This window comes from Bradyrhizobium sp. HKCCYLRH3099, from assembly GCF_051167855.1.
Taxonomy (GTDB): Bacteria; Pseudomonadota; Alphaproteobacteria; order Rhizobiales; family Xanthobacteraceae; genus Bradyrhizobium.
In genome coordinates, this window is the sequence record NZ_JBNPTW010000002.1 from 182,610 (window position 1) to 205,513 (window position 22,904).

At 66.1% G+C, this 22,904-nt stretch carries 24 protein-coding genes; 8 read left to right on the plus strand and 16 right to left on the minus strand.

The genetic code is table 11. The annotated features are described in order from the left end of the window. The first annotated feature begins 11 nt into the window (after positions 1 to 11). Positions 12 to 1,037, plus strand: coding sequence for an ABC transporter permease (locus tag ACQR1Y_RS06075; RefSeq protein WP_434860672.1), 1,026 nt, complete (start codon positions 12 to 14; stop codon positions 1,035 to 1,037). A gap of 78 nt (positions 1,038 to 1,115) precedes the next feature. Here ACQR1Y_RS06075 and ACQR1Y_RS06080 read toward each other — a convergent pair whose 3' ends face one another. Beyond that, positions 1,116 to 1,931: a L,D-transpeptidase gene (locus tag ACQR1Y_RS06080; RefSeq protein WP_434860673.1), complete on the minus strand. Its 816-nt coding sequence runs from the start codon at positions 1,929 to 1,931 to the stop codon at positions 1,116 to 1,118. A gap of 321 nt (positions 1,932 to 2,252) precedes the next feature. Between ACQR1Y_RS06080 and ACQR1Y_RS06085 the strand changes: the two genes are divergently transcribed. Next, entirely contained in the window at positions 2,253 to 2,603 is a 351-nt protein-coding gene (locus ACQR1Y_RS06085; protein ID WP_434876632.1) for a hypothetical protein, read from the plus strand. Positions 2,604 to 2,633: 30 nt separating this feature from the next. On the opposite strand, the gene ACQR1Y_RS06090 is transcribed toward ACQR1Y_RS06085, so the two are convergent. Together ACQR1Y_RS06090 and ACQR1Y_RS06095 are read right to left on the minus strand one after the other, a co-directional pair. Further along, positions 2,634 to 3,395 carry an ABC transporter permease gene (locus ACQR1Y_RS06090; RefSeq protein ID WP_434876631.1) on the minus strand — a complete coding sequence of 254 codons (762 nt, stop codon included), beginning with the start codon at positions 3,393 to 3,395 and terminating at the stop codon, positions 2,634 to 2,636. After that, on the minus strand, positions 3,392 to 4,312 hold the full coding sequence (locus tag ACQR1Y_RS06095; RefSeq protein WP_434876630.1) for an ABC transporter ATP-binding protein: 921 nt from the start codon (positions 4,310 to 4,312) through the stop codon (positions 3,392 to 3,394). The genes ACQR1Y_RS06090 and ACQR1Y_RS06095 overlap by 4 nt, the downstream gene beginning before the upstream one ends. A 289-nt stretch (positions 4,313 to 4,601) precedes the next feature. On the opposite strand from ACQR1Y_RS06095, the gene ACQR1Y_RS06100 reads away from it, so the two are divergent. Together ACQR1Y_RS06100 and ACQR1Y_RS06105 are read left to right on the plus strand one after the other, a co-directional pair. Continuing rightward, positions 4,602 to 5,339, plus strand: coding sequence for a hypothetical protein (locus ACQR1Y_RS06100; protein WP_434876629.1), 738 nt, complete (start codon positions 4,602 to 4,604; stop codon positions 5,337 to 5,339). A 117-nt stretch (positions 5,340 to 5,456) separates the two neighbouring features. Continuing rightward, positions 5,457 to 6,491 carry an alpha/beta fold hydrolase gene (locus ACQR1Y_RS06105; protein ID WP_434876628.1) on the plus strand — a complete coding sequence of 345 codons (1,035 nt, stop codon included), beginning with the start codon at positions 5,457 to 5,459 and terminating at the stop codon, positions 6,489 to 6,491. 294 nt (positions 6,492 to 6,785) lie between these two features. On the opposite strand, the gene ACQR1Y_RS06110 is transcribed toward ACQR1Y_RS06105, so the two are convergent. From ACQR1Y_RS06110 to ACQR1Y_RS06135, 6 genes are all read right to left on the minus strand, one after another. Continuing rightward, positions 6,786 to 7,409, minus strand: a complete 624-nt coding sequence (locus ACQR1Y_RS06110; RefSeq protein WP_434876627.1) for a methyltransferase family protein — start codon at positions 7,407 to 7,409, stop codon at positions 6,786 to 6,788. Positions 7,410 to 7,451: 42 nt separating this feature from the next. Then, the gene (locus tag ACQR1Y_RS06115; RefSeq protein WP_434876626.1) at positions 7,452 to 8,477 is read right to left on the minus strand and encodes an NAD-dependent epimerase/dehydratase family protein; all 1,026 of its coding nucleotides are present in this window, start codon (positions 8,475 to 8,477) and stop codon (positions 7,452 to 7,454) included. After that, the gene (locus tag ACQR1Y_RS06120; protein WP_434860681.1) at positions 8,478 to 9,029 is read right to left on the minus strand and encodes an Mpo1-like protein; all 552 of its coding nucleotides are present in this window, start codon (positions 9,027 to 9,029) and stop codon (positions 8,478 to 8,480) included. It abuts the gene before it with no gap. A gap of 242 nt (positions 9,030 to 9,271) precedes the next feature. After that, a complete protein-coding gene (locus ACQR1Y_RS06125) occupies positions 9,272 to 9,940 on the minus strand; it encodes an OmpA family protein (RefSeq protein ID WP_434876625.1) in 669 nt (222 codons plus the stop codon). Next, entirely contained in the window at positions 9,940 to 10,356 is a 417-nt protein-coding gene (locus tag ACQR1Y_RS06130) for a hypothetical protein (protein ID WP_434876624.1), read from the minus strand. The genes ACQR1Y_RS06125 and ACQR1Y_RS06130 overlap by 1 nt, the downstream gene beginning before the upstream one ends. 118 nt (positions 10,357 to 10,474) lie before the next feature. Then, positions 10,475 to 13,039 (minus strand): ATP-dependent helicase, encoded by a 2,565-nt coding sequence (locus tag ACQR1Y_RS06135; RefSeq protein WP_434876623.1) that lies wholly within the window; start codon positions 13,037 to 13,039, stop codon positions 10,475 to 10,477. Positions 13,040 to 13,332: 293 nt separating this feature from the next. Between ACQR1Y_RS06135 and ACQR1Y_RS06140 the strand changes: the two genes are divergently transcribed. Beyond that, complete coding sequence (locus ACQR1Y_RS06140; protein ID WP_006614063.1) at positions 13,333 to 13,506, plus strand: DUF1328 domain-containing protein; 174 nt, start codon at positions 13,333 to 13,335, stop codon at positions 13,504 to 13,506. A 93-nt stretch (positions 13,507 to 13,599) separates the two neighbouring features. Here ACQR1Y_RS06140 and ACQR1Y_RS06145 read toward each other — a convergent pair whose 3' ends face one another. The 4 genes from ACQR1Y_RS06145 to ACQR1Y_RS06160 all read right to left on the minus strand — a co-directional run bounded on the left by ACQR1Y_RS06145 (position 13,600) and on the right by ACQR1Y_RS06160 (position 16,604). Beyond that, positions 13,600 to 14,244, minus strand: a complete 645-nt coding sequence (locus ACQR1Y_RS06145) for a hypothetical protein (protein ID WP_434860685.1) — start codon at positions 14,242 to 14,244, stop codon at positions 13,600 to 13,602. Next, positions 14,241 to 14,981, minus strand: a complete 741-nt coding sequence (locus ACQR1Y_RS06150) for an OmpA family protein (RefSeq protein ID WP_434876622.1) — start codon at positions 14,979 to 14,981, stop codon at positions 14,241 to 14,243. Before ACQR1Y_RS06150 ends, ACQR1Y_RS06145 begins: the two co-directional genes overlap by 4 nt. 1 nt (position 14,982) lies before the next feature. After that, the gene (locus ACQR1Y_RS06155; RefSeq protein WP_434876621.1) at positions 14,983 to 15,744 is read right to left on the minus strand and encodes an MBL fold metallo-hydrolase; all 762 of its coding nucleotides are present in this window, start codon (positions 15,742 to 15,744) and stop codon (positions 14,983 to 14,985) included. A 62-nt stretch (positions 15,745 to 15,806) separates the two neighbouring features. Continuing rightward, the gene (locus tag ACQR1Y_RS06160) at positions 15,807 to 16,604 is read right to left on the minus strand and encodes a roadblock/LC7 domain-containing protein (protein WP_434860750.1); all 798 of its coding nucleotides are present in this window, start codon (positions 16,602 to 16,604) and stop codon (positions 15,807 to 15,809) included. A gap of 259 nt (positions 16,605 to 16,863) precedes the next feature. Here ACQR1Y_RS06160 and ACQR1Y_RS06165 point away from each other — a divergent pair, with 259 nt between their 5' ends. After that, positions 16,864 to 18,363 carry an amidase gene (locus tag ACQR1Y_RS06165; RefSeq protein ID WP_434876620.1) on the plus strand — a complete coding sequence of 500 codons (1,500 nt, stop codon included), beginning with the start codon at positions 16,864 to 16,866 and terminating at the stop codon, positions 18,361 to 18,363. 159 nt (positions 18,364 to 18,522) lie between these two features. After that, entirely contained in the window at positions 18,523 to 19,701 is a 1,179-nt protein-coding gene (locus tag ACQR1Y_RS06170) for an alpha/beta hydrolase (RefSeq protein ID WP_434876619.1), read from the plus strand. Positions 19,702 to 19,722: 21 nt separating this feature from the next. On the opposite strand, the gene ACQR1Y_RS06175 is transcribed toward ACQR1Y_RS06170, so the two are convergent. After that, a complete protein-coding gene (locus ACQR1Y_RS06175) occupies positions 19,723 to 20,235 on the minus strand; it encodes a thioesterase family protein (RefSeq protein ID WP_434876618.1) in 513 nt (170 codons plus the stop codon). A 72-nt stretch (positions 20,236 to 20,307) separates the two neighbouring features. Between ACQR1Y_RS06175 and ACQR1Y_RS06180 the strand changes: the two genes are divergently transcribed. Beyond that, a complete protein-coding gene (locus ACQR1Y_RS06180) occupies positions 20,308 to 21,729 on the plus strand; it encodes an FAD-binding oxidoreductase (RefSeq protein ID WP_434876617.1) in 1,422 nt (473 codons plus the stop codon). 340 nt (positions 21,730 to 22,069) lie between these two features. Here ACQR1Y_RS06180 and ACQR1Y_RS06185 read toward each other — a convergent pair whose 3' ends face one another. Continuing rightward, entirely contained in the window at positions 22,070 to 22,342 is a 273-nt protein-coding gene (locus ACQR1Y_RS06185; RefSeq protein WP_434860692.1) for a GCG_CRPN prefix-to-repeats domain-containing protein, read from the minus strand. A 269-nt stretch (positions 22,343 to 22,611) separates the two neighbouring features. Beyond that, complete coding sequence (locus tag ACQR1Y_RS06190) at positions 22,612 to 22,842, minus strand: hypothetical protein (protein WP_434876616.1); 231 nt, start codon at positions 22,840 to 22,842, stop codon at positions 22,612 to 22,614. Positions 22,843 to 22,904: the final 62 nt, after the last annotated feature.

Here is a 22,904-nt window from a genome sequence, read left to right on the forward strand (position 1 = left end):
GCGAGGCGTCCGTGCAGAAGAAAGATCTCAGCCTGCTGGTCCTGATCCTGGTGGTCGGCGCCGTCGTGGCCTTCATCAATCCCCGCTTCCTGCTGGTCGGCAATCTCTCCAACACCGCCAACCAGGTCGGCATGTTCGGCATTTTCTCGATCGCGGAGGCCTTCGTCATCATCGTCGGCGGCATCGAGCTCGCGGTGGGATCGGTGATCGCGCTGCTCGGCGTGCTGTTCATCGACCTGATCGTCAACCGCGACATCGACTGGATCGCGGCGCTGCTGATCATCCTCGCCGGCGGCCTGGCGATCGGCATGATCCACGGCACGCTGGTCACCAAGATGCGGATCCAGCCCTTCGTCGTGACCCTGTGCGGGCTGCTGATCTACCGTGGCGCCGCGCGCTATTACACCGAGGACGCCACCGCCGGCTTCGGCTACGGCGCGAGCTTCCCGACCCTGGAATGGCTTGCCGCCGGCCGCACCAACGTGCTCGGCTTCCCGCTGCCGCACAGCGTCGTGGCGCTGGTGATCGTCGCCGGCATCGCCTGGGTGGTTCTGCACCGCTCGGTCTATGGCCGCTACTTCTACGCGGTCGGCAAGAACGAGGAGGCGGCGCGCTATTCCGGCATCCGCTCGGACCGCGTCACCATCGCAGCCTATGTGATCTGCGGTGGCCTGACCGCGCTCGCCGCGGTGCTGATCGCAATGTACACCCGCTCGATCTCTCCGGCGGTGCACGGCTCGTTCTACGAGCTCTATGCCATCGCCGCAGCCGTGCTCGGCGGCTGCTCGCTGCGCGGCGGCGAGGGCTCGATCATCGGCGTCGTGCTCGGCACCATCCTGCTGCAGGTGCTGCAGAACCTGGTCAACCTGCTGGGCATTCCGAGTTCGCTGAACTTCGCCGTGATGGGCACGGTGATCCTGATCGGCGTGCTCGCCGACCAATATCTGGTGCAGCGTCGCAAGCGGGCACCGGCCGCGCGCGGGCAGGCGAGTGCTGATGCCGCGCCGGCCACGCTCGAGCGCGCAAGCGCCGAGTGAGCAGGCCTCAAACACACTGCAGCCGGAGGCGACGGTGTCGCATCCGGCTGCAGGGATCAGGTCGAGAATCGAACAGGGTCAGTCCTGATAGGTGTAGTAGCCTCGCGGCTGATAGTACTGACGCGGCTGGTAGTAGCGCGGCTGCGCATAGCTCGGATTGCCGTTGTCGTAGTAATACTGCGGCTGCTGCTGCGGATAGGTCTGCGCGCCGTAGACCTGCGCGCCATAGACTTGGCGGCTGGTGCCGCGCGGCGCCGGATAGCGCACGCCATTATCGCTGCCGTCGGCCGGATAGATGTAGCCGTCATCCGGGCGCGGCTGCGGCGCGGCGGCCTGCTGCCGTCCTGGCAACAGCTGCGGTTGCGGCGTCAGCACCACCGGCTCGCCATTGTCGTCATATTGCTGCGGCTGGACGTCGCGCCGGGCGACGGCGGTGCCGCGGCGCGGATTGCGCGCCATCGCGACCTCGGCCGACCCGGTCAGGGTCACCGTCGTGTTGAGGACGCCGTCCTTCTGTACAAGCGCATAGAGCGTTGCGGCGTTGGCCTTCGACAGTCGGACGCAGCCATGCGAGGCGGGCGTGCCGAGCCGGCCTTCGGAGTCCGTGCCGTGAATGGCATGGCCGGCCTTGGTGAAGAAGATCGAGTTCGGCATCGGCGCGTCGTCGAATTCCTTCGAATAATGGTCGGCTTCCATGCGGAACGCCCGGAAGGTGCCGTTCGGCGTCTCGCGCGAGGGAATGCCGCTCGAGACCGGCCAGCGGTAGCGTTCGACGCCGTCGACCGCGACGGTCATGATCTGGTTGTTCTTGTCGACGGTGATGTCGATCTTCGCCAGTGCCGGTGTGCCGGACAGCAGCATCAGGCCGGCAAGTGCAAGTAAAGTGGTACGCATCTAACCCTCTGGCCTCCGGGCCTCTGGACGTTCGACTGGACGTCTCCTGAATCTCGACATCGCCGCGGTTCATTTCGCCAGCGCACACTATGTCGGAAAACCCAGCATTGTTCCAGCCGCGGGCCGCCTCAACCTTAATGGCGGACGCCGACGAGGCATAGGCTCGGCGCCGTTCATCGGAGCTGACATTTTCGCGACCGGTCAGCGAACCGGCAGCCCCTGTTTAGTAGTCCTCTAATCGCGGCGGTTCACCACGGGCGCGCAACTTTTTGGCCGCATCCGCGTTTCATGGATTCCCTCATGCGGTTCCCAGGATTGAAAATGCTGACGATGAAAGCCAAGACCGCGGTGCTTGACGACCGCGCGCCGCAACGGCTGACCTATCTGCTCGCCGCCCTCGCTCTGCTCGTCCTGGCGCTCGCCTGGCTGGCGCTGCCGCAATTTGCTCACGCCCAGGGCATCATTCGCGGCGCCCATGAAGGCGCCTACGAAGGCAACCGTATCGCCGGACCGGTCGGGGGCGTGGTGGGAGGCGCCGTGGGCGCCGGCGTCGGTGGGGCCGTCGGCGCCGTGGAAGGTGTGCTCGGCATCCCGCATCGGCCTTATTATCACCGGCATTATCGCTGCCGCGGCTATCGCGACGGCATGGGTCACTTCCACTGCTATCGCTGATCCCTGGCGTGGCATTCCCCTGCGGCCGGCTCAGCGCTTGAGCCGGTAGCCGGTCTTGAAGATCCACATGACGATGGCCAGGCAGATCGCGAGAAACACCAGCGTCATGGCGACGCTGATCTCCACCCGGACGTCGGCGATCTCGTAGAAGCTCCAGCGGAAGCCCGAGATCAGATAGACGACGGGGTTCAACAGCGCGACCGCGTGCCAGGCGGGCGGCAGCATGTCGACGGAGTAGAAGCTGCCGCCGAGAAACGTCAGCGGCGTCACCACCAGCATCGGAATCATCTGCAGCTTCTCGAAGCCGTCGGCCCAGATGCCGATGATGAAGCCGAACAGGCTGAAAGTGACGGCAGTGAGAACGAGGAACGACAGCATCCAGATCGGATGCTGGATGTGCAGCGGCACGAACAGCGCCGCCGTGGCGAGGATGATCAGGCCGAGAAGGATCGATTTGGTCGCGGCCGCCCCGACATAGCCCAGCACGATTTCGAAATGCGAGATCGGCGCCGACAGGATCTCGTAGATGGTGCCGATGAATTTGGGGAAGTAGATGCCGAACGAGGCGTTCGAGATGCTCTGGGTCAGCACCGACAGCATGATCAGACCGGGCACGATGAAGGTGCCGTAGCTGACGCCCTCGACCTGGCTGATGCGCGAGCCGATCGCCGCGCCAAACACGACGAAATACAGCGACGTCGAGACCACCGGCGAGACGATGCTCTGAAAGATCGTGCGCCAGGTGCGCGCCATTTCGAACTGGTAGATTGCCGCGACGGCTCGGAAGTTCATTGCTGCACCAGGCTCACGAAGATGTCCTCCAGGGACGATTGCTTGGTCTCGAGATCGACGAAGCGGATGCCGGCGGCGCGGAGATCGCCGAGCAGGCTGGTGATGCCGGTGCGCTCGCCCTTGGTGTCGTAGTCGTAGGAAAGCCGCCAGCCGTCATCCGACAGCGCGAGGCGATAGGGCGCGAGCGTCTCCGGGACGGCCTCGATCCGCTGCTGCAGATGCAGGCTCAGCCGCTTGCGGCCGAGCTTGGCCATCAGCTTGGCCTTGTCCTCGACCAGGATGATCTCGCCCTTGTTGATGACGCCGACCCGGTCGGCCATCTCCTCGGCTTCCTCGATGTAGTGCGTGGTCAGGATGATGGTGACGCCTGCCGCTTTGAGTTCGCGCACGACGTCCCACATGCCCTTGCGCAGCTCGACGTCGACGCCTGCGGTCGGCTCGTCCAGGAACAGCACCTGCGGCTCGTGCGACAGCGCCTTCGCGATCATCACGCGGCGCTTCATGCCGCCGGACAGGGTGATGATCTTGGCGTCCTTCTTGTCCCACAGCGACAGGTCTTTCAGGATCTTCTCGATCAGGGCCGGGTTCTTCGGCTTGCCGAACAGGCCGCGGCTGAAGCTGACGGTCGCCCACACGCTCTCGAACGAATCGGTGTGCAGCTCCTGCGGCACCAGCCCGATCAGCGACCGCGCGGCGCGATAAGCTCCGTTGATGTCATGGCCGCCCACCGCGACCTTGCCCGTGGAGGCATTGACGATGCCGCAGATGATGCTGATCAGCGTCGTCTTGCCGGCGCCGTTGGGGCCGAGCAGCGCGAAGATCTCGCCACGTTCGATTGCGAGATTGACGTTGTTCAGCGAGGTGAAGCCGGACGGATAGGTTTTCGACAGGCCGGAAACGGAAATGACGGGGGCCATTGCGGGGAGATTCGTGCCTGGTGAGTCGAGGCGGGGAGGAGGCCTGTGCGGAAACGGCCGCGCGGCGAGCGAAGCGCACAGATAGGAACGGGCGGGCAATCCCGCAATCGACAAGGCCCCCGCCGATCGTGTCGCTTGTTGGGCTTTTCCGTGACGATCTCAGCCGAGTGTTGCCGTGCAGCCACGTCCGTGTGAGGAACGCTGCCCGCGATGTCGCACCATGTTGCGTCCGCGAGCATCTTGGGTACGGTTCGCGCCGTCTCGACATTTCCGCCGCGGAGAAGGCCCGATGACGCCACGAGCCAGCACCATTCATTCGATCGTCAGCCGCAGCCTCCCGGCGCGCTGGCTGGGCATGGCCGCCCTGGCCGTGGCGCTGGTGCTGCCGCTGGGGACCGGCACGGTCCGCGCGGCGCCAGCCCCGGCGGCCGCGGCTGCGGCCAGCACGACCCACGTCTATCTGCTGCGCGGCGTGCTCAACATCTTCTCGCTCGGGCTCGACGACATCGCCGCCAAGCTCGATTCGCAGGGCATCCCGAACACGGTCGCCAATTTCGTGTCTTGGTCGTCGCTGGCCGACGAGGCGGCCGCCGCTTACCGCGCCGGCCGGATCAAGACCATCATCCTGGTCGGCCATTCCTCGGGCGCGACGGCGCTGCCGGATATGATCAACAAGCTCGGCCAGCTCGGCGTCCCCGTGAAGCTCGCGATCGGCCTCGATTCGGTGTTCAAAACCAAGCTCGTCGGCGGCAATGCCGAGCGCTACATCAACTTCTACATCGCCAATGGTAACGGCGAGCCGGTCCGCCGCGACGACGGCTTCCACGGCAAGCTCGAGAATGTCGACGTCGGGACTGCGGTTCCGGGTGTCGGTCACATCACGATCGAGAAGAACCAGATCATGCAGCAGAAGGTGATCGGCGCGATCGATTCGGTGGTGTTCGGCGGCAAGGGGCGGCAGCCGGCCGGCCCGCCGACCCGCATGGCGGCTCCGCAGCGCGCCGCCAGCGCCACCGGATACCGGTAGTCACCCGGAGGGGCGCGAGCGGCGCCCCAAAATGCTCCCATTCGGCGACGACAAGCGGTATGGCAGGGGGGACATTGTCCTGCCTGATCCGAGCTTTGAGCTTTTCCGGGAGCGCGAATGACCCGTTTGGCGCGAATCGCGAGAGGTTTCCGCCACACAGCCCAGGCTGTGGCTTGGCGCGGACTCTCCGGACTGCTGGTTGCGGGGCTCGTCGTGACGACTGCACCGGCGACTGCCAAGGCGGGAGCGGTCACCGCGACCAGCCCCAGCAAGTCCGCCAAGGCTGCGACGGCACCCACCCAAGCCGCTATCCGTCCCGCCGCCGCGCCGGAACGTCCGGCCGAGCCGGCCCAGACGCTGCCGCCGCCGCGGGTCTATCTGTTTCGCGGCGCGCTCGGCCCGCTGTTCTCGACCGGCATGGACCGTCTGGCCGAAAAGATCGAGAAGGCCGGCTTCTGGGCCAGCGTCTATGAATTCACGCTGTGCGACCTGATCGCGCTGCAGGTGGCCAAGAAGTACCGCGAGGAGCAGGCGCCGATCGTGCTGATCGGCCATTCGATGGGCGGGCTGTGCGGTGTCCGCATCGCGATCTCGCTGCAGGAGCAGAACATCCCGGTGGCGCTGGTCGTCACGGTCGACCCCGCGCATGCGACCAAGAGCGTGCCGCCGAACGTGCAGCGCTTCATCAACCTGTTCCTGTCCGACAACATTCTCGGCGGCGGCGACGTCAAGCCGGAACCGGGCTTTCGCGGCCATTACGCCAGCTTCGACATGAAGGACCATGACGAGGTCACGCACATCAACATCGACAAGATGGAGGATGTGCATGCCCAGCTGGTGGCGATGATCAGCCAGCTGTCGCAGACGTCGGCCACCGCCGACGCCGATCCGGTGCCGCTGCGCTACCTGGTGCCGCCCAAGACCTCGGTGGAGCTGTGGGACAGCGGCACCGCCGTGGCGGTGCGGCCGGGCGAAACCCTAGACCAGATCGCCGCCAATAATCGGATTCCGCTATGGGCGCTCCAGCAGTCCAACCGCGGGCTTGCTGCCCAGCCGCTGGTGCCCGGCCAGCGCATCATCCTGCCGCGCCATCTGCTGCCGCAGGCCGCCAACCAGCCGTCACCGCCGGCGGAAGCCGCCGTCCGGCGCTAGTCTTAGTCCATAGTAGGGATAGGCGGTCAGCCCCGCTGTCACCCTCCCCTGGAGGGGGAGGGTCGGCTCATATGGAGCGCAGCGTAATGTGAGCCGGGGTGGGGTGATCTCTCCGCCTGCACCGGTGTCCGCAGCTTCACCCCACCCGCTCGCCCGCTTCGCGCGCGATCGACCCTCCCCCTCCAGGGGAGGGTGTTTGAGATCGCGGCGCCGATCTTGGTCATAGGCACGCTGGCGATGAGATTATGATGCGTTTCCACGAAATCGCATTGATCTCTGGGCCCCGCCGCGAACTCAGCCCGCCGGCAGGAACGGGATGATCATCGGCACCCGCTGACTGTAGATGACGTAATCCGGTCCCAGCTCCTGGGCCAGGAACACCTCTTCCATCTTGGCCTTCCAGGCCATGCCGAGCGAGATCAGGATGGCGCCGAGCACGGCCGTCACCGTGCCCACCGCGATGCCCGTGGCGATCATGCCGAGGATCAGGCCGGTATAGATCGGGTGGCGCACCATGCCGTAGGGACCGGTGTCGATCACCTTGTGGCCTTCCTTGTGCGTGATCGCGTTCGACCAGAACCGGCCGAGATGGATGCGCGCCCACCAGGTGAAGGCGATGCCTGCCAGGGTCACGACCGTCAGCAGGTACACGCCGGTCTCGCCGGGGTGCCAGAACGGCGTCTCGCCGAGGAGGCGCGAGGTCCACGGCGTGAACAGGATACCGCCGAGCACGATCAGCGCGTGATAGCGGCTGGTCTTGACGACGGAGACGCGTTTGCGGGTCTGCCCGGACCACAACGAGGCCCCGACCCAGCTGGCCAGCCAGATCAGCCAGATGATTGCGAGCAGGGAGGTGGGCCAGGTGGTGGTCCATCCGCTGAACGCAAACAATGAGACGGGGCTGGCATCAGCGGACATGACTCTGGAACCGTTATGAACGAAGGGAAGGACCGCTCTTAGCTATTCTGCCGCGGTGCGGAAAGGGTGTTGTTTCTCGTCGAGCCGCTTGCCCTGCTCGGTGCCGAGCAGGAAGTCGATGGTCTCGCGCAGGGTCGGCTCGATCGGGCGGGGCGCATAGCCGAGTTCGCGCTTGGCCTTGTCGATCGACAGATCCGAGGCCGAGCGGGCAATCCGCACGCCTTCCGCGGTGCCGGAGGGGCAGCGCTTGGTCAGGCGGTCGGAGATGAACTCCAGCATGCCCGCGGACAGTTCGGCGAAGCCGCCGGGCACTGCGATCGCCACATGCTTGCGGCCGCTGATCACCGCCATCAGCTCCAGGATCTGGCTGAGGCGCAGGCTCTCGCCGCCGAACACGTAGCGCTCGCCGAGCTTGCCGCGCTCCATCGCCAGGATCAGACCGGCCGCGACGTCGCGCACGTCGACCAGATTGACGATGAAATCGAGATAGAGCTGGACCTTGCTGTCGAGGAAGTGCCGCAGCATCGCCGAGGGCGGTGTCAGGTTGCTGTCATGCGGACCGATCGGCATGGTCGGTGTGCCCACGACGACCGGAAAGCCCTCTGCCGCCGCCGCCATGGCGCGGGCCTCGGCCAGCGCCTTGGAGCGGGTATAGGCGCCCGGCATCGCCTCGGCCGGCGGCGCCGCCGGCGCCGACGCGGCACCGATCGAGCCGGGATAGTCGAACAGGATGGATTCGGTCGAGCAGTGCAGGAAGCGGCGCACCCGCGCGCTGCGCGCGGCCGCCAGCACCGTTTCCGTGCCGAGGCAGTTGACGCGATAGAAATCCTCGCGGTCCGGCATCCACATGCCCGGCAGCCCCGCCAGATGATAGACCTGATCGACGCCCGCCATCGCCTTGCCGACGGTCGCGGAGTCGAGCACCGAGCCCTCGATGTACTCCGCCTCGGCGATCAGATGCGTCGGGCTGCGCACGTCGAGCACACGCACCTCGGCGCCCCGCGCCGCCAGTGCGGCGACCAGGTGATGTCCGATGAAACCGCTGCCGCCGGTGACGAGGACTTTCATTTAGGGACGCGAGCGTTGATCACCTTGAAGCCGGTCCGATGCGAGCCGATCCTGCGACCAGTCCGGCGCGATGAGATCGGCCACCGAGGGCCGGAAGCCCAGCGCCATGTACAATTTCGCCATCACGAACATCGGTCCGAGAAAGAGATGCGCCGGATGATCCAGCAGAGACGGATTATTGCGCTCGAACAGCTTGTGGCCGACCGCCTGCGAGACGAAGCCGAAGATGATGAGCGCGGCAAACAGGGCCCACAGGGCCAAACCATGGACGTGATCTGTAATCATCATGGCCGCAGCAAGGAACAGCACCGCAAAGGCGAGGATGCCTGCTCCGAGCGCGGCATCGAGCAGCAGCCAATAGACCAGGACCGGCAGCACGAGGACGGCGCCGAGGCCGACCCGGACGCCGAACGCGTCGAAATGCCACAAGCTCAGCGGCAGCACCGCGCCGAGGAAAAGCAGGATGATTCCGAGCACATGCATCATGCCGTTGCGCGGATCGCGATGATATTCGACGTAGTCGATCATCTGGCGTCGGAACATGGCATTCATGACAGGCTCGCTCGTCGATGAGATCGACGACCGCTCAATCGGCGGCCGTAAAGACGGGGCTATACCATCAAGCGGCTGCATGGACAAACCGGCAATCTTGCCCGCCTGCGCATGGGGCCGCGCAGCTTGCGAACGGGTTCCATTCGCGTCCGCCGGTGAGAGCGCACCGCTGGACGTCGTTCATAAGGCTGTCGCGGCCGCGCGGCTCCCGGTTCATCGGAAGGACGCAAGCCTCCCCTGCATCAATTGCGGTGCTTGCGGGGCGCGGTCTGCTTGGCCGGGGCGGCCGGGGCAGGAGCGGGCGGCGGTGCCGCTTCTTCGACGGCTTTCGCGACCGTGATGATCTGGATCTGCTGGTTGACCGGGGCGGTCGGCTTGGACGGATCGAGCAGCTGCTCCTCGCCGAGGCCGACCGACTGAAGGCGCTTCACCGAGATCTTGAAGGTATTGGCCAGGATGTCGCGGATCGCGTCGGCGCGGCGCTGGCTCAGGATGACGTTAGACTCGCGCTTCCCGTTGGCTTCGATGTGCCCGACGATCAGGAAGGTGTAGGGCAGCAGGTCGGAGTGCACCATGGCGTCGGCGATCCGCCCGACGGTCTGGTAGGACTCCGGCCGCACGATCGGCGTATCCACGTCGAACTGGATGTCGACGTTGAAGGCGGGAAGCGTCATCAGCTCCGGCGCGATCGGCGTGCGCTTCTGCGGCGGTGGCTCGGTGCGGCTGCGGATCTTGGAGCGTTCCTGCGTCTGCTGCTTCAGCGCCGGCAGATCCAGCGTCGGCGCGGTCTCGAAGCGGTTGAGCTGGCGCACGATGTCGTCGCGCGTCACCTCCTGCGCGCGCGCCGTGCCCGCGGTGAGCAGCATCCCGGCCATCGTCCCAAGCAGCAGTGATGTCGCGGCGCGCCGCATCAGCGATACCCCGCCTCGCCCATGGCCTGTTGGCAGCGCGGACTGACACCGCTCGCCGTCACCAGGCACGGGATCGACTTGCTGGTTTCCTTGGTGGAGCCGCCGCACAGCTTGACGATCTCACGCTGGCAGGCATTGGCGACGGTGACCCGCGCCGAAATGCGCTTCTGGATCGCCTCGAACGCCTTGAAATAGGTGGCCTTGCATTGCGGTGACACGACGTCCTGGTTGCGCGACAGGCATTCCTTGAGGCGATTGGAATCGAGATTGACGCCGCGGCAATTGGCGGTGATGTCGGCGCCGCAGTTCGCAGCGATCAGCCCGGCGGAATCGCCAAAGCTCATCGTCTGCGCCGCCGCCAGCGACGGCAAACACAGCGCGACCGCAACAACGAAAAGATTGTATCCCCGGACCATGCACGCATCTCATACGACGCGAGCTGCCACGGTCAAGGCCTAACCAAGGCGAAGTGTGAAGTTCGGTTGCGGGTGAGGTTTTTGCCGCGCGCGCGTCACAGTGCACGCGGCCCCCTTGTCACGCCTTCTGCACGAAGCTGTCGACGACGTGCTTCTCGCCGGCCTTGTCGAAGGCGATGGTCAGCTTGTTGCCGTCGATCTTGATGACGTGGCCATAGCCGAACTTCTGGTGAAACACGCGGTCATCGAGTGCGAATTCCGACGTGGTGCCGGTGGATTTCGCCACCAGCTCGCCCTCGATCGTCATCGGCCCGCGCTTGTTGCGGCCAAAGCTGCCGCCGAACGGGTCATGCCCGCCGAACGGCGATTGCGCCTCGCTGAAGCCGCCCTCCGACCCACCGCGTGCTGCGCCGGGGCGGCGCGCCTGGGCGCGCTGCCAGCCGGGAGTCGAATAGCTCGAGCCGAACGACTCGACATTGTCGAACCGCGACGGGCCATAGCCGCTGGCGCCGCCCCATCCCGAGCCGCCCTTGGATTCCGTGATTTCGACGCTGGCCGCCGGCAGTTCGTCGAGGAAGCGCGACGGGATGGTCGTGGTCCAGGTGCCGTGGATGCGACGGTTGGTCGCGAAATAGATTTTCGCGCGGCGCCGCGCCCGCGTCAGGCCGACATGCGCGAGGCGGCGCTCCTCCTCGAGGCCGGCGCGACCCTGTTCGTCCAGGGTCCGCTGGCTCGGGAACAGGCCTTCTTCCCAGCCCGGCAGGAACACGTTGTCGAACTCCAGTCCCTTGGCCGAGTGCAGGGTCATCAGCGACACCGCCTCTTCGTCGGCGCTGCCCTCGCGGTCCATCACCAGCGAGATGTGCTCGAGGAAGCCGTGCAGGTTCTCGAACTCCTCCATCGAGCGGACGAGCTCTTTCAAGTTGTCGAGGCGGCCGGCCGCATCGGCCGAGCGGTCCTTCTGCCACATCTCGGTGTAGCCGCTCTCGTCGAGCACGATCTCGGCGAGTTCGGTGTGCGGCGTCACCTCGCGCTGGGCGCGCCAGCGCTCGAACTGCAGGATCAGTCCGCGCAACGATCCCCGCGCTTTCGGCTTCAACTCGTCGGTCTCGACCACCGCCCGCGCCGCCTCGAACAGCGGAATGCGGCGCTTGCGGGCGTGGTCGTGCAGCATCTGCACGGTGGCATCGCCGAGCCCGCGCTTCGGCACGTTGACGATGCGCTCGAAGGCGAGATCGTCGGCCGGGGAGTTGATGACGCGCAAGTATGCGAGTGCGTCGCGGATTTCGGCGCGCTCGTAGAAGCGGGGACCGCCGATGACGCGATAGGGCAGGCCGAGCGTGACGAAGCGGTCCTCGAACTCGCGCATCTGGTAGGACGCGCGCACCAGAATCGCGACGTCGTTGAGATGCTCGCCCTTGCGCTGCAGCTCCTCGATTTCCTCGCCGATGCCGCGCGCTTCCTCTTCCGAATCCCAGGCGCCGGTGACGGTGACCTTCTCGCCCTCGACGTCCTCGGTGTGCAGCGTCTTGCCGAGGCGGCCTTCGTTATGCGTGATCAGGTGCGAGGCGGCGGCGAGAATGTGGCCCGTCGAGCGGTAGTTGCGCTCCAGCCGGATGACCTTGGCGCCGGGAAAATCGTGCTCGAAGCGTAGGATGTTGTCGACCTCGGCGCCGCGCCAGCCATAGATCGACTGGTCGTCATCACCGACGCAGCAGATGTTCTTGGGGGGAGCGCCGGAAGCTGCAACGCTTCGGTCGTCATCACCGGGCCGACGCGCAGCGTCGAGACCCTGTGATCCATCTTCTTCCGAAGACGTGATGGATTGCCGGGTCGAGCCCGGCAATGACGAGCCAGCGGAAGACGGCGCCTGCGACAGCAGCCGCAGCCACAGATATTGCGCGACGTTGGTGTCCTGATACTCGTCGACCAGGATGAACTTGAAGCGGCTCTGATACTGCCGCAGCACGTCCGGATTCTCGCGGAACAGCCGGATGTTCTCGAGCAGCAGATCGCCGAAATCGGCGGCGTTGAGGATCTTCAGCCGCTCCTGATAGCTTGCATACAGCTTGCCGCCCTTGCCGTTGGCGAACACCGCGGCTTCGCCCGACGGCACCTGGGCCGGCGCCAGGCCGCGGTTCTTCCAGCCGTCGATCAGATTGGCGAGCATGCGCGCCGGCCAGCGCTTGTCGTCGATGTTCTCGGCCTGCAGCAGCTGCTTGAGCAGCCGGATCTGGTCGTCGACATCCAGCACGGTGAAGTTGGACTTCAGCTGCACCAGCTCGGCATGGCTGCGCAGGATGCGGCCGGCGATGGAGTGGAAGGTGCCGAGCCAGGGCATGCCCTCGACCGCCTGTCCGAGCATCTCGGCGAGGCGCGTCTTCATCTCGCGCGCGGCCTTGTTGGTGAAGGTCACCGACAGGATTTCGCCAGGACGGGCGCGGCCCATGCTGAGGATGTGCGCGATGCGCGTGGTGAGCACGCGGGTCTTGCCGGTGCCCGCGCCGGCCAGCACCAGCACCGGACCGTCGAGCGTCTCGACCGCGTCGCGCTGCTCCGGATTGAGGCCCGCGAGATAACGCGCGCCGCCGCTGGCGGCCGCGCGGGCGCGCGCGGCGATGCCGCCCGGGGCGGGCTGGTGGTCAGGCGCAGGAAATCGGCTCACGCGATTGGGCTCGGTCATCAGCGAATCAGTCTCGTCCCTTTGACGGCATCATACGCCGGCATCAAGGGGTGTGCAGGAATGAGCCCTCATAGCAGGGATTGACGGTCATATGGGGCCGTGGTCGGCGTTTTACAGCCCTAAATCGGGGCAGACCGGGACTGCATGCCCGGCTCGCGCGAAATTGGTTCCGGCAAATCGCGAATTTTTACCGGCCGAAACCGCCGGAACCTTTGTTCCCGGCCTCGATTGTCCTGGCAACGGCGCAAGCTCCGCGTCGCTTTGAACCGCAATCGAGAGACAGAGGTCGTGTCATGTTAGGCTGGGTCGTCACCTTCCTGGTTATCGCATTGATCGCCGGCATCCTCGGCTTCGGCGGCATCGCCGGTGCGTCCATCGAGATCGCCAAGATCATCTTCTTCATCGCCATCGTGCTGTTCCTGGTGTCGGCTGTCGTGGGCCTCGCCCGCGGCCGATCCCGCGTGTAGTCGGCCTCATCCCCTGACAATGAGGTCGGCGAAGGGCGCAGTGCCTCCCAGGAGGCGCTGCGCCCTTTGCGTTTCTGATAGCTGCGCTTCTGATCAGGCGGCCGCGGTCAGCGCCACCTGGACCTTGGCGAGCGCGGGATCCAGCGCGACGGAGGCAAGGCGCGGATCGTTGGAGAGCGCGGTCAAGGTCAGCGTTTGATCCTGGACGCGAAAGATCCGGCACAGCGTCGTCGCCTCGGAGGCATCGCGCAGCATGACCGACAGCGGCGCGACATCCTGCTCGCCGCTGACCTTCTCGGCAACCAGCGACAGCCGCGTCGCCGCGGCAGCCAGACGCTCGGTGTGACGGCCGGCCGTGTTGACCGCCAGCGGCAGGCCCTCCTCGTTCGTCAACAGCACGGTCTCGAACCGGCCAACCTCGGCGATCCGGTCGAGCAGCGGCACCAATTCGCGGCGTCGGCCCGGGCGCGCGGCGAGTTGGGCGAGATCCAGCGAAATGCGCTCGCGTTCGACCAGCGGCGCCAGCACGTCCTGGATCGCGCTACGAAGACTCGTTTCGCGCTCGCTGGCGTCGTGGCTGCTCTGCTCCTGCAACTGGTCGAGGCTCGCCGCCTGCACTTGAACCTGGCGCCGCAGATGCTCGCGCGCAACGGCGCCCTGTCGCGCACCCAACAGATAGCCCGCCGTCAGCAGCAGGATGGCCGCGCCGAGGCCGCTCACGATGGCATAGATGGTCATGGGCGCTTCGCCTCCGTCACATGATCGCAATCGTCGATGCCCGCGATGCGCAGAACCGCCTTGCGGTCGCTTGCGGCGGCCTCCGCATCACCGCGCGCGCTGCCGGCTCCGGCCGCGCGCAGCGAAATCTGCTGCGTGGGGATGCCGTCCTTCTTCAGGAGTTCTGCGACCGCCTTGGCGCGCGAATAGCTCAAGAGCACGTTCAGATCCTCGCTGCCGCTGGCATCGGCGTGTCCCTCGATCAGGATGGTCGCGTCGCCATGCCGCGTGAGCGCCTTCTGCAAGACCGCCAGTGAGCGCTTGATGTCGCCCGGATGAGGGCGGGTGCTGCCGCGCTCGAACGCGATCGCCAGCGGCGCGAAACACTCCGCGGGCGGCTTCGCCGTACTCGGTGACTCCGGGCGAGCCACCGGCGAGATCGGCGGCGCGGGCCGCTCGATCGGGATGGCCGGAGGCGACGGCACCGGCGGAGCAACGATCAGTGCGGGGAGAGGCACGGGCGTTTCGGCCGGTTTCGGCGCAGCTTCGGGGACGATCGTCTGCTGCAGCGGGACAACGGCGACAACCTGCGGCGCAATGGGCGCCTGCTGCCACAGTGACACCGCCATCACCGCGACAACCGTGCCGGCGAGGGCGAAGGACGCTGCGAGCCAGGCTGGCGCATCCTCGCCGGCGACGACACATGGATCGGCGCGGGTCAGCGAAAGACGGGCGGCATTCGGGGAGGGCGCCAGCATGTCAGCCTGCCGGGACCTTGAACATCGGCCTGATCAGGTCGATGCCGCATTCGAGGCCGGCGCACCAGTCGATGAACTGCTGTGACATCGCCGCATCGGGAAACAGCGCGCCGTGCTGGGGAGCGATGATCTCGATGTCGAGCGGCCGCACCATCTCCGCCCACGCCCTCATGACGCGGTTCGACACCATGTAGCGGCGGTGGAAGCCTTCCATGTAGCGGATGTGCGCCATGAAATCGCGTGTGACGATGTAGTCCACGCCGATCGAGGCGCCGAGATCGCCGCTGTAGAGGATCTTCGAGACGGGGTCATAGAGCTGGAAATTGCCCTCGCTGTGCAGGAAATGCGCGGGCAGCGCGTAGAGCTTGCAGCCGGCGAGATCGAACACCATGCCTTCGTCGGGGATCGGCTTCAGCCGGTCGGCGACGATGTGGTCGAAGCCGAAATGCGGCACGAAGCGCGTCCACAGCGAGGAGATGTAGGCGTCGGCATCGGTCGTCATCAGCCAGCCGTTGATCGCGGCGACGATGTCGGGGTCCTGGTGCGACAGGAACAGATATTTCAGCCGTCCGCCCGAGAGCTCGCTGAAGGTCTCGCCGAGGACCTTGGAATAGACCTTGTGGCCGCCGGGATCGAGCAGCATGCCGACGCGGTCGTGAATGATCAGGTGCTGGTTCGCCTGCACCGCGAGGTCGCCGGCGCTGAAATCCTCCAGCAGGATGTTCTTGTGGACGCCGTCGTCATAGAGGACGGTATTGGCCATGAGCTACTCCCGCCGGCGCAGCGCGCCGGCTCAACTGCGGGACGAATGCGAGGACGGTGGCGCTACAGCACCTTCTGCAGCGACCTGACCGCCTCGCGCATGTCGAAGAAGGTGAGGCCGAGCTTGCTGTTCTCGTTGGTCAGCGCGAGCAGCAGCGCGCCGCGGCCGGCGCTGACCAGGACGGCGTAGCCGGACTCGCCGCGGATGATTACTTCCTGCAGGTGGCTGCGGCCGAGCTCCATCGCCGCGCGGCCGCCGAGCGACAGCAATGTCGCGGTCATGCCGGCGACCCGCGTCTCCTCCATGTCGGCGGCGAGCACGCTCGCGATCATCAGCCCGTCCTCGGAGATCAGCGCGCAGGCCTCGACGCCGAAGGAGTCGCTCTGCAATTTGCGCAGGACGCGGTTGATCTCATCGAGTCGTGACATCGGCTTCTCCTCGACGGCGGAGCGGGGTGCAAACCTGGAATGAAATTGATGTTGGGTCATGGTGCTGTCTTCGCCTGATGCAATCGAAAGATCGGAAATGTCTTGTTCGGCCGCTTCGCGGCCGGTGTCGGCGTCCGCTGCGTCCGGGGTGGTGAGGGCGCGGGTTTCGAGCGTTTCCACCGCGTCGTCCAGCGCGCGTTGTTCGGCCTTGATGCGCGACCGAGAAACAGGCGGATCCATCGCCTGCAACTGCGTCACCAGCGCCTGGCGTGCCGATTGGTAGACCTCGGCCCGGCGCTCGGCGGAGGAATCCGACAGATTTTCCATCGCGCGGGACAGCAGGATGAAGTAGTCGGCGGTGGTCACGGGGACGGCCTCGCCATCCTCATGGGGTCCGTGCGCTCTGCTCAGCAGGCTTGCGAGGCGTCCCATCGCTCTCTCGTTACTCAACGCAACTAACGGTGCGTAAGTTAGGTCGGTACAAGAGGCGCCGCGAATGATCTGAATCAAATTAACTAAGATCGTGATAGAAAGACGCAGGAGCGCCGTCAAAACAGCTGCAGTCTGCCATCGAGGCGCCGCATCCGTCGCCGTTTCGCCGCAATAGCGGCGCGGCAGCTCGGCATCCGCCGCCGTTGCACCCAGAATCAGCTACGATGCGGGCCGTCCATTGCGGCGCGGGGAGGGCAATGTGAATAAACGAGACTATTTGCAGCGCGACGCGACGGCGCTCGCCGAGGCGGTGAAGGGCGGCGAGGTCAGCGCGGCCGAGCTGCTGCAGCTCGCGTTGACGCAGAACGAGCACACCCAGCCGAACACCAACGCCCTCTGCATGCTGATGGAGCGCGAGGCCCGGGCCCAGTTGGCGAAGCCCGCGGCCGGCCCGTTCACCGGCGTGCCGTTCCTGATCAAGGACTGCGCCCAAGACTATGCGGGCCTGCCGACCGGCTATGGCAGCAAGGCGCTGTCGGGTATCGTCGCGGCCGAACATGCCTCGGTGGTCCGGCGCTATCTCGAAGCCGGCCTCGTCATCTTCGGCAAGACCAATCTGCCGGAGCTGGCGCTGAAGGGCGTCAGTGACTCCCGGGCTTTCGGCCGCGTCAGCAATCCCTGGAATGCGGCGCATACGCCGGGCGGCTCGAGCGGCGGCGCCGCCGCGGCGGTCGCCTCGGGCGTGGTGCCGATGGCCGCCGGCAATGATGGCGGCGGCTCGATCCGCATCCCCGCCGCCTGCTGCGGCCTGTTCGGGCTGAAGCCGTCGCGCGGTCTCGTCTCGTCGGGCCCGGGCTTCGGCGAATACTGGTTCGGTGCGTCCTGCGAAGGCGTGATCTCGCGCAGCGTGCGCGACACCGCGCGCGCGCTCGACGTCATCGCCGGCAGCGAGCCCGGCGATCCGTTCCTGGTGGCCGAGCCCGGCGTGGTGTTCGCCAACGTGATGGCGCGCGATCCCGGCCGGCTGCGCATCGGCTACACCAGCGCCTCGCCGATCGGCACCGAGGTTCACACTGAAGCGAAGCTCGCGGTCGAGCATGCGGTGAAGCTGCTGCAGGGGCTCGGTCACGAGGTGGAGGAGGCGACGCCCGACATCGACGGCGCCGCGCTCGCGACCTCGTTCCTGCACATCTATTTCGGCCAGGTCGCGGCGCTCGTGGCCGACGCCCGCGCCAAGGGCGCGAAGCGCGAGGAGTTCGAGCTATTGACGCGCGTGCTGTCGACGCTCGGCGGCGCGATCTCGGCCGGCGCGCTGACCACGCAGCTCTTGAAATGGAACGGCTTCGCGCGCGCGCTCGGAAAATTCCATGCGCGCTACGACCTGCTGCTGACGCCGACGCTCGCGCATCCGCCGATCCGGCACGGGCAGGGCGATCCGTCGACCGCCGAGCAGACCCTGCTCGACATGCTCGACCGCATCGGCCTGCTCGGATTGCTGACGCGCTGGGGCGCGCTCGATGGCATGATCGACAAGATCGCCCGCGACAGCCTGCAATACGTCCCGTTCACGCAACTCGCCAATCTCACGGGAACGCCTTCGATGAGCGTGCCACTGCACTGGACCGCCGATGGCCTGCCGCTCGGCGTGCAGTTCACAGGCCGCCTCGGCGACGAGGCCCGGCTGCTGCAGCTCGCCCGCCAGTTGGAGGAGGCGCAGCCCTGGTTCGACCGGCTGCCGGAGTGGGTGATGCAGAACTGATTGCACATCCGTCGTCGGTCGTGTTCTATTTCAAGTAGATTATTTACGGCGCACGCTTTTTGCGGAGCAGCACGAGGTCTTGCCAGGCAACCGAGCGATCGGCCCGTTGCGGCATCGTGAGCTGCATTTTCGACGTATTTGCTTTCAGAGGGGGAGGCCATGAGCGTCAGGGTCTATTTCGCGACCAACCGGCAACCGCTGACCTCCGAGGGATCGGATCAGATTACGGGCTTCAGCTCGGAGCTCGGTCCGGTGAATGGCCTGAACGTCCGGTATGGCCGGGCCGACATCGAGGTGGATCTGACGGCACGCACCTATGCGCTGGTGCCGGGGTCGCTGCATGTCGAGGCGGAGCAGCTGATCTTTCCGCAAGGCTCCCGCGCGGTGCTCGGCAGCGACACGATCTTCGGCGCGCTGCGCAGCGACATGCTCGCAAGGGCGCGGCCGACGATCGCCTTCATTCACGGCTTCAGCAACAGCTTCGTCGATGCGATCGAACGGGCCGGCTGGATCTCGGCGTTCTACGGGCTGAACGCCAACATGTTCGTGTTCAGCTGGCCCTCGATCGCCTCGCCGATCGGCGTGCCCTTGCCCTATGTGGACTATCAGCACGATCGCAAGACCGCGGCCGCCTCCGGCCCGGCGGTGGCGCGAACGCTGCGCCGGCTCTACGACTTTGTCGACGGGCTGCCGGAGAGCGAGCGCTGCAACCAGAGCATCCATCTGATCTGCCACAGCATGGGCGTCTACGTCTTGCGCAACGCGCTGCAGGCGCTGATGCAGCTGCCCGATCCCATTGCCGGCGCGACCGCGTCCGGCAGCGTTCCGGCCATGGTGCGCATGGGCGGGACGCAGCCGTCCCTGACCGGATTGCGCCGCACCTTCGACAAGATCGTGCTCGCCGCCGCCGACGAGGATGCCGACGCCTTCGATGATCCGGCGAAGCTGAAATATCTGCCGCGCACCGCCACCAGCGTCACGGTCTATCACTCGACCAAGGACTGGGTGCTCAACACGCTCAGCGCCGGCACGAAGTTCAACGGGCCGCGCCTTGGGAACGACGGACCCGACAACATGGGCAGCATCAGCGACAAGGTCACCGCGGTCGATTGCTCGGATGTCACCTCATTCGAGCAGGACCCGCAGCAGCACCAGTACTATCGCATCTTCCCGGTGGTCCGCGATGACATCGTCCAGGTCCTGAATGGCGTGCCGCAGAACCAGGTCACCAACCGGGAGCCGGCCGGCTCGGGCCGCTATCGGATTCTGCCGCAAGGCAGTGCCAGAGCCAGCAGGCCGCGGCGAGCCGTCGCGAAAAAGAGGGCCGCCGGCAGCTGATCACCACGCTGCCGATGCTGCCTAACCCGACTTGCGCGGCATCCCGATGGCGCGGCCGAGCCCGTCCGGACGCGGCAGCACGGCATGCGCCTGCAGCACGCGGCCGATATTGGCCTGGATGTCCTGAGGAAACGGCGCGACCTTGCGTTTGGTCATGTCGATATGCACCGACATGTTCTCCGACGTCGCCGAGATCCAGCCTTCGTCGGCATGACGCAATTCCTCGAAGGTGTGCAGCCGCTTCTCGTCGGCGGCGATCAGCCAGACCGCGATCTGCACGGGATCGCCGAGATGGATCTCGCGCAGGTACCGCACGTGGCATTCTGCGGTGAAGGTCGAGCCCTGGCGTTCCTTCATGTAGGCCGGGCCGATGCCGAGTTCGGCCCAGATCTGGTCGATCGCGCGGTCGAACATCACGTTGTAATAGGCCATGTTGAGATGGCCGTTGTAGTCGATCCATTGCGGCTCGATCTGCATGATGGACGACAGGAACGGCCCGCTCGGGGCGGACGTGGACACTGCATTATCGCTCATCGGCTCTTCCGTTTGCTCCCTTGACCCTTGTTGCGTCCTTTGCCACGGTCCGCCCAACTTCCGGAGGACAAAGTGGCGACGACGATCCCTCATCACGACCTGAAGCGGCCCGCGCCCGACGCGCTGAAGAGCGCCCTCGATGCGCTCGCCGCCCGCTTCGGCAACAAGCTCATCACCTCGCAGGCCGTGCGCGAGCAGCATGGCCATACCACGACCTGGCTGCCGACGCAGCCGCCGGATGGCGTGGTGCTGGCGCAGGAGACCGCCGACATCCAGGACGTCGTCCGCATCTGTGCGCCGCTCGGCGTGCCGATCATTCCGTTCGGCACCGGCACCTCGCTGGAAGGGCAGGTCAATGCGCCCGCGGGCGGCATCTGCATCGACATGCGCGACATGAACAAGGTGCTGGAGGTGCATGCCGAGGATCTCGACTGCGTGATTCAGCCCGGCATCACCCGCAAGACGCTCAACGAATATCTCCGCGACCAGGGCCTGTTCTTCCCGATCGATCCCGGCGCCGATGCCTCGCTCGGCGGCATGGCCTCGACGCGGGCGTCCGGCACCAATGCGGTGCGCTACGGCACCATCCGCGAGAACGTGCTGGCGCTGAAGGTCGTGCGCGGCGACGGCGAGATCATCAAGACCGGCACCCGCGCCAAGAAGTCCGCCGCCGGCTATGATCTCACGCATCTGTTCATCGGCGCCGAAGGCACGCTCGGCATCATCTGCGAGATGACGATCCGGCTGCGCGGCATTCCCGAGACCATCGCCGCCGCGTCGTGCTCGTTTGAGACCGTCCGCGGCGCCTGCCAGGCGACCATCCTCGCGATCCAGACCGGCATCCCGATGGCGCGCATCGAGCTGCTCAACGCGGCGCAGGTGAAGGCGTGCAATGCCTATTCGAAGCTGACCTTGCCGGAGACGCCGCTGCTGCTCCTGGAGTTCCACGGCAGCGAGGCCGAGGTCGCCGAGCAGTCGAAGAACTTTGCCGAGATCGCGCGGGAGTGCGGCGGTGGCGACTTCGCCTGGACCACCAGGCCCGAGGACCGCACCAGGTTGTGGCAGGCGCGTCATGATGCCTACTGGTCGGTAAAGGCGATCCGGCCTGGTGTCGGCGTCGTCGCCACCGATGTGTGCGTGCCGATCTCGCGTCTCGCCGATTGCGTCGGCGAGACCGAGGAGGATCTCGCGCGTCTCAAGCTGACCTCGCCGATCGTCGGCCATGTCGGCGACGGCAATTTCCACTGCTCGCTGATGTGCGACGTCGACGATGCCGACGAGATGGCCCGCGGCGAGGACTTCATGCATCGCCTGGTCGAACGCGCCCAGGCGATGGGCGGCACCTGCACCGGCGAGCATGGCATCGGCCAGGGCAAGCAGAAGTACCTGAAATCGGAACTCGGCGAGGAAGCGCTGGACGCGATGCGCGCCGTCAAGCAGGCACTCGATCCGCAGAACATCTTCAACCCCGGCAAGATCATCCCGGCGGCTTGATCGTCTTCATTGGAGCCGAGCACGTGCCGCAAGCGCGCTGCGCTCCCTCTCCCCGCCCTTGCGGGGAGAGGGTCGGGGTGAGGGGCAGCGGCACGGGAAGTGCTGGAGAGATCCGGACTCTCTTATTTGATCGACTGACTCCGAAGCGCGACTTGGAGTGGCCTTCACTGGCACCACCCGTGCCGTTGCCCCTCACCCCAGCCCTCTCCCCGTGAAGGACGGGGAGAGGGGGCGGAGCGCGCTTGCGGTCAAAGCTCGGCTCAAACTTAGTCGCGCATCTCCAAAACAAAAACGCCGCCGCAATTGGATGCGGCGGCGTATTCGTGTTCACGTCAGGCGATCAGCGGCAGACGCGGCGCGGGCCCCACGGGGTCGGGCGCACCCAGCAGGTGCGCGGGCCGTAGCCGTAATAGCGCGGGCCGTAATAGGCGCGCGGCGCGGGACGGCAGCGGCCCCAGCGGTCGGGGAACCAGCCGGGACCGCAGCCGCCGGCGACGCGCTCCACATTGCTGTCCGGAGCGGCCGGCTGGGCCGGCAGCGTGAAGGCCTGTGCGGCCGACGCGCCCAGCAGGACGGTGGCGGCGAACAGGGCGGAGGTGAACAGATTGCGCATGTGAGTCGCGGTCCTCTCGTTGGTGACGAATCAAAGCAGTCCTTAGACGTCCTCAGACGGGTTTTGGTTTCGCAAGTTTTTCGAGATCGCGAAACCTTGCCCCATTACCACAGCGCATCAGCGAGATGCTGATCGTGCACTGCAGTTCTGCCGGTCCGATGACGCATCGCTGCAGTGTCGTCGTTGGCGTGCGGTGAGTACAGTGTATTTACGGCAAGGGACATGAACGGTGGCTGACATTGTCGCCGTCGTGCCTCGTGCACGCGGCATCATTTGCCGGCCTGCTGCGCCTTCGCATCCTTCAGCGCCGTCTTGCAGCCATCCGAGAGCTTGTCGAACTTCTCGATCATGCATTGCTTGATGCGGCCGCCGCCCGGCGAGATGCCGGCGCACAGCGTCCGCACCTCGCTGCCGCAGGCTTGCCGCACTGCGCCCGTGTTCTGGGCCTGAGCGGCGGTGATGGGAACAACTATCAACAGCAGCGGAACCAGCTTGCGCATGAGTGACGATCCTTGTCTGTGCCGCAGCCGACGGGCCGGGCGTCGCGAAGCCGGATGTCTCG

Bases quoted from the DNA above. Each gene is read 5' to 3' on its own strand.
- ACQR1Y_RS06080 (WP_434860673.1), bottom strand. From the start codon at position 1,931: ATGCGTACCACTTTACTTGCACTTGCCGGCCTGATGCTGCTGTCCGGC.
- ACQR1Y_RS06085 (WP_434876632.1), top strand. From the start codon at position 2,253: ATGCTGACGATGAAAGCCAAGACCGCGGTGCTTGACGACCGCGCGCCG.
- ACQR1Y_RS06090 (WP_434876631.1), bottom strand. From the start codon at position 3,395: ATGAACTTCCGAGCCGTCGCGGCAATCTACCAGTTCGAAATGGCGCGC.
- ACQR1Y_RS06095 (WP_434876630.1), bottom strand. From the start codon at position 4,312: ATGGCCCCCGTCATTTCCGTTTCCGGCCTGTCGAAAACCTATCCGTCC.
- ACQR1Y_RS06100 (WP_434876629.1), top strand. From the start codon at position 4,602: ATGACGCCACGAGCCAGCACCATTCATTCGATCGTCAGCCGCAGCCTC.
- ACQR1Y_RS06105 (WP_434876628.1), top strand. From the start codon at position 5,457: ATGACCCGTTTGGCGCGAATCGCGAGAGGTTTCCGCCACACAGCCCAG.
- ACQR1Y_RS06110 (WP_434876627.1), bottom strand. From the start codon at position 7,409: ATGTCCGCTGATGCCAGCCCCGTCTCATTGTTTGCGTTCAGCGGATGG.
- ACQR1Y_RS06115 (WP_434876626.1), bottom strand. From the start codon at position 8,477: ATGAAAGTCCTCGTCACCGGCGGCAGCGGTTTCATCGGACATCACCTG.
- ACQR1Y_RS06120 (WP_434860681.1), bottom strand. From the start codon at position 9,029: ATGAATGCCATGTTCCGACGCCAGATGATCGACTACGTCGAATATCAT.
- ACQR1Y_RS06125 (WP_434876625.1), bottom strand. From the start codon at position 9,940: ATGCGGCGCGCCGCGACATCACTGCTGCTTGGGACGATGGCCGGGATG.
- ACQR1Y_RS06130 (WP_434876624.1), bottom strand. From the start codon at position 10,356: ATGGTCCGGGGATACAATCTTTTCGTTGTTGCGGTCGCGCTGTGTTTG.
- ACQR1Y_RS06135 (WP_434876623.1), bottom strand. From the start codon at position 13,039: ATGACCGAGCCCAATCGCGTGAGCCGATTTCCTGCGCCTGACCACCAG.
- ACQR1Y_RS06140 (WP_006614063.1), top strand. From the start codon at position 13,333: ATGTTAGGCTGGGTCGTCACCTTCCTGGTTATCGCATTGATCGCCGGC.
- ACQR1Y_RS06145 (WP_434860685.1), bottom strand. From the start codon at position 14,244: ATGACCATCTATGCCATCGTGAGCGGCCTCGGCGCGGCCATCCTGCTG.
- ACQR1Y_RS06150 (WP_434876622.1), bottom strand. From the start codon at position 14,981: ATGCTGGCGCCCTCCCCGAATGCCGCCCGTCTTTCGCTGACCCGCGCC.
- ACQR1Y_RS06155 (WP_434876621.1), bottom strand. From the start codon at position 15,744: ATGGCCAATACCGTCCTCTATGACGACGGCGTCCACAAGAACATCCTG.
- ACQR1Y_RS06160 (WP_434860750.1), bottom strand. From the start codon at position 16,604: ATGGGACGCCTCGCAAGCCTGCTGAGCAGAGCGCACGGACCCCATGAG.
- ACQR1Y_RS06170 (WP_434876619.1), top strand. From the start codon at position 18,523: ATGAGCGTCAGGGTCTATTTCGCGACCAACCGGCAACCGCTGACCTCC.
- ACQR1Y_RS06175 (WP_434876618.1), bottom strand. From the start codon at position 20,235: ATGAGCGATAATGCAGTGTCCACGTCCGCCCCGAGCGGGCCGTTCCTG.
- ACQR1Y_RS06185 (WP_434860692.1), bottom strand. From the start codon at position 22,342: ATGCGCAATCTGTTCACCTCCGCCCTGTTCGCCGCCACCGTCCTGCTG.
- ACQR1Y_RS06190 (WP_434876616.1), bottom strand. From the start codon at position 22,842: ATGCGCAAGCTGGTTCCGCTGCTGTTGATAGTTGTTCCCATCACCGCC.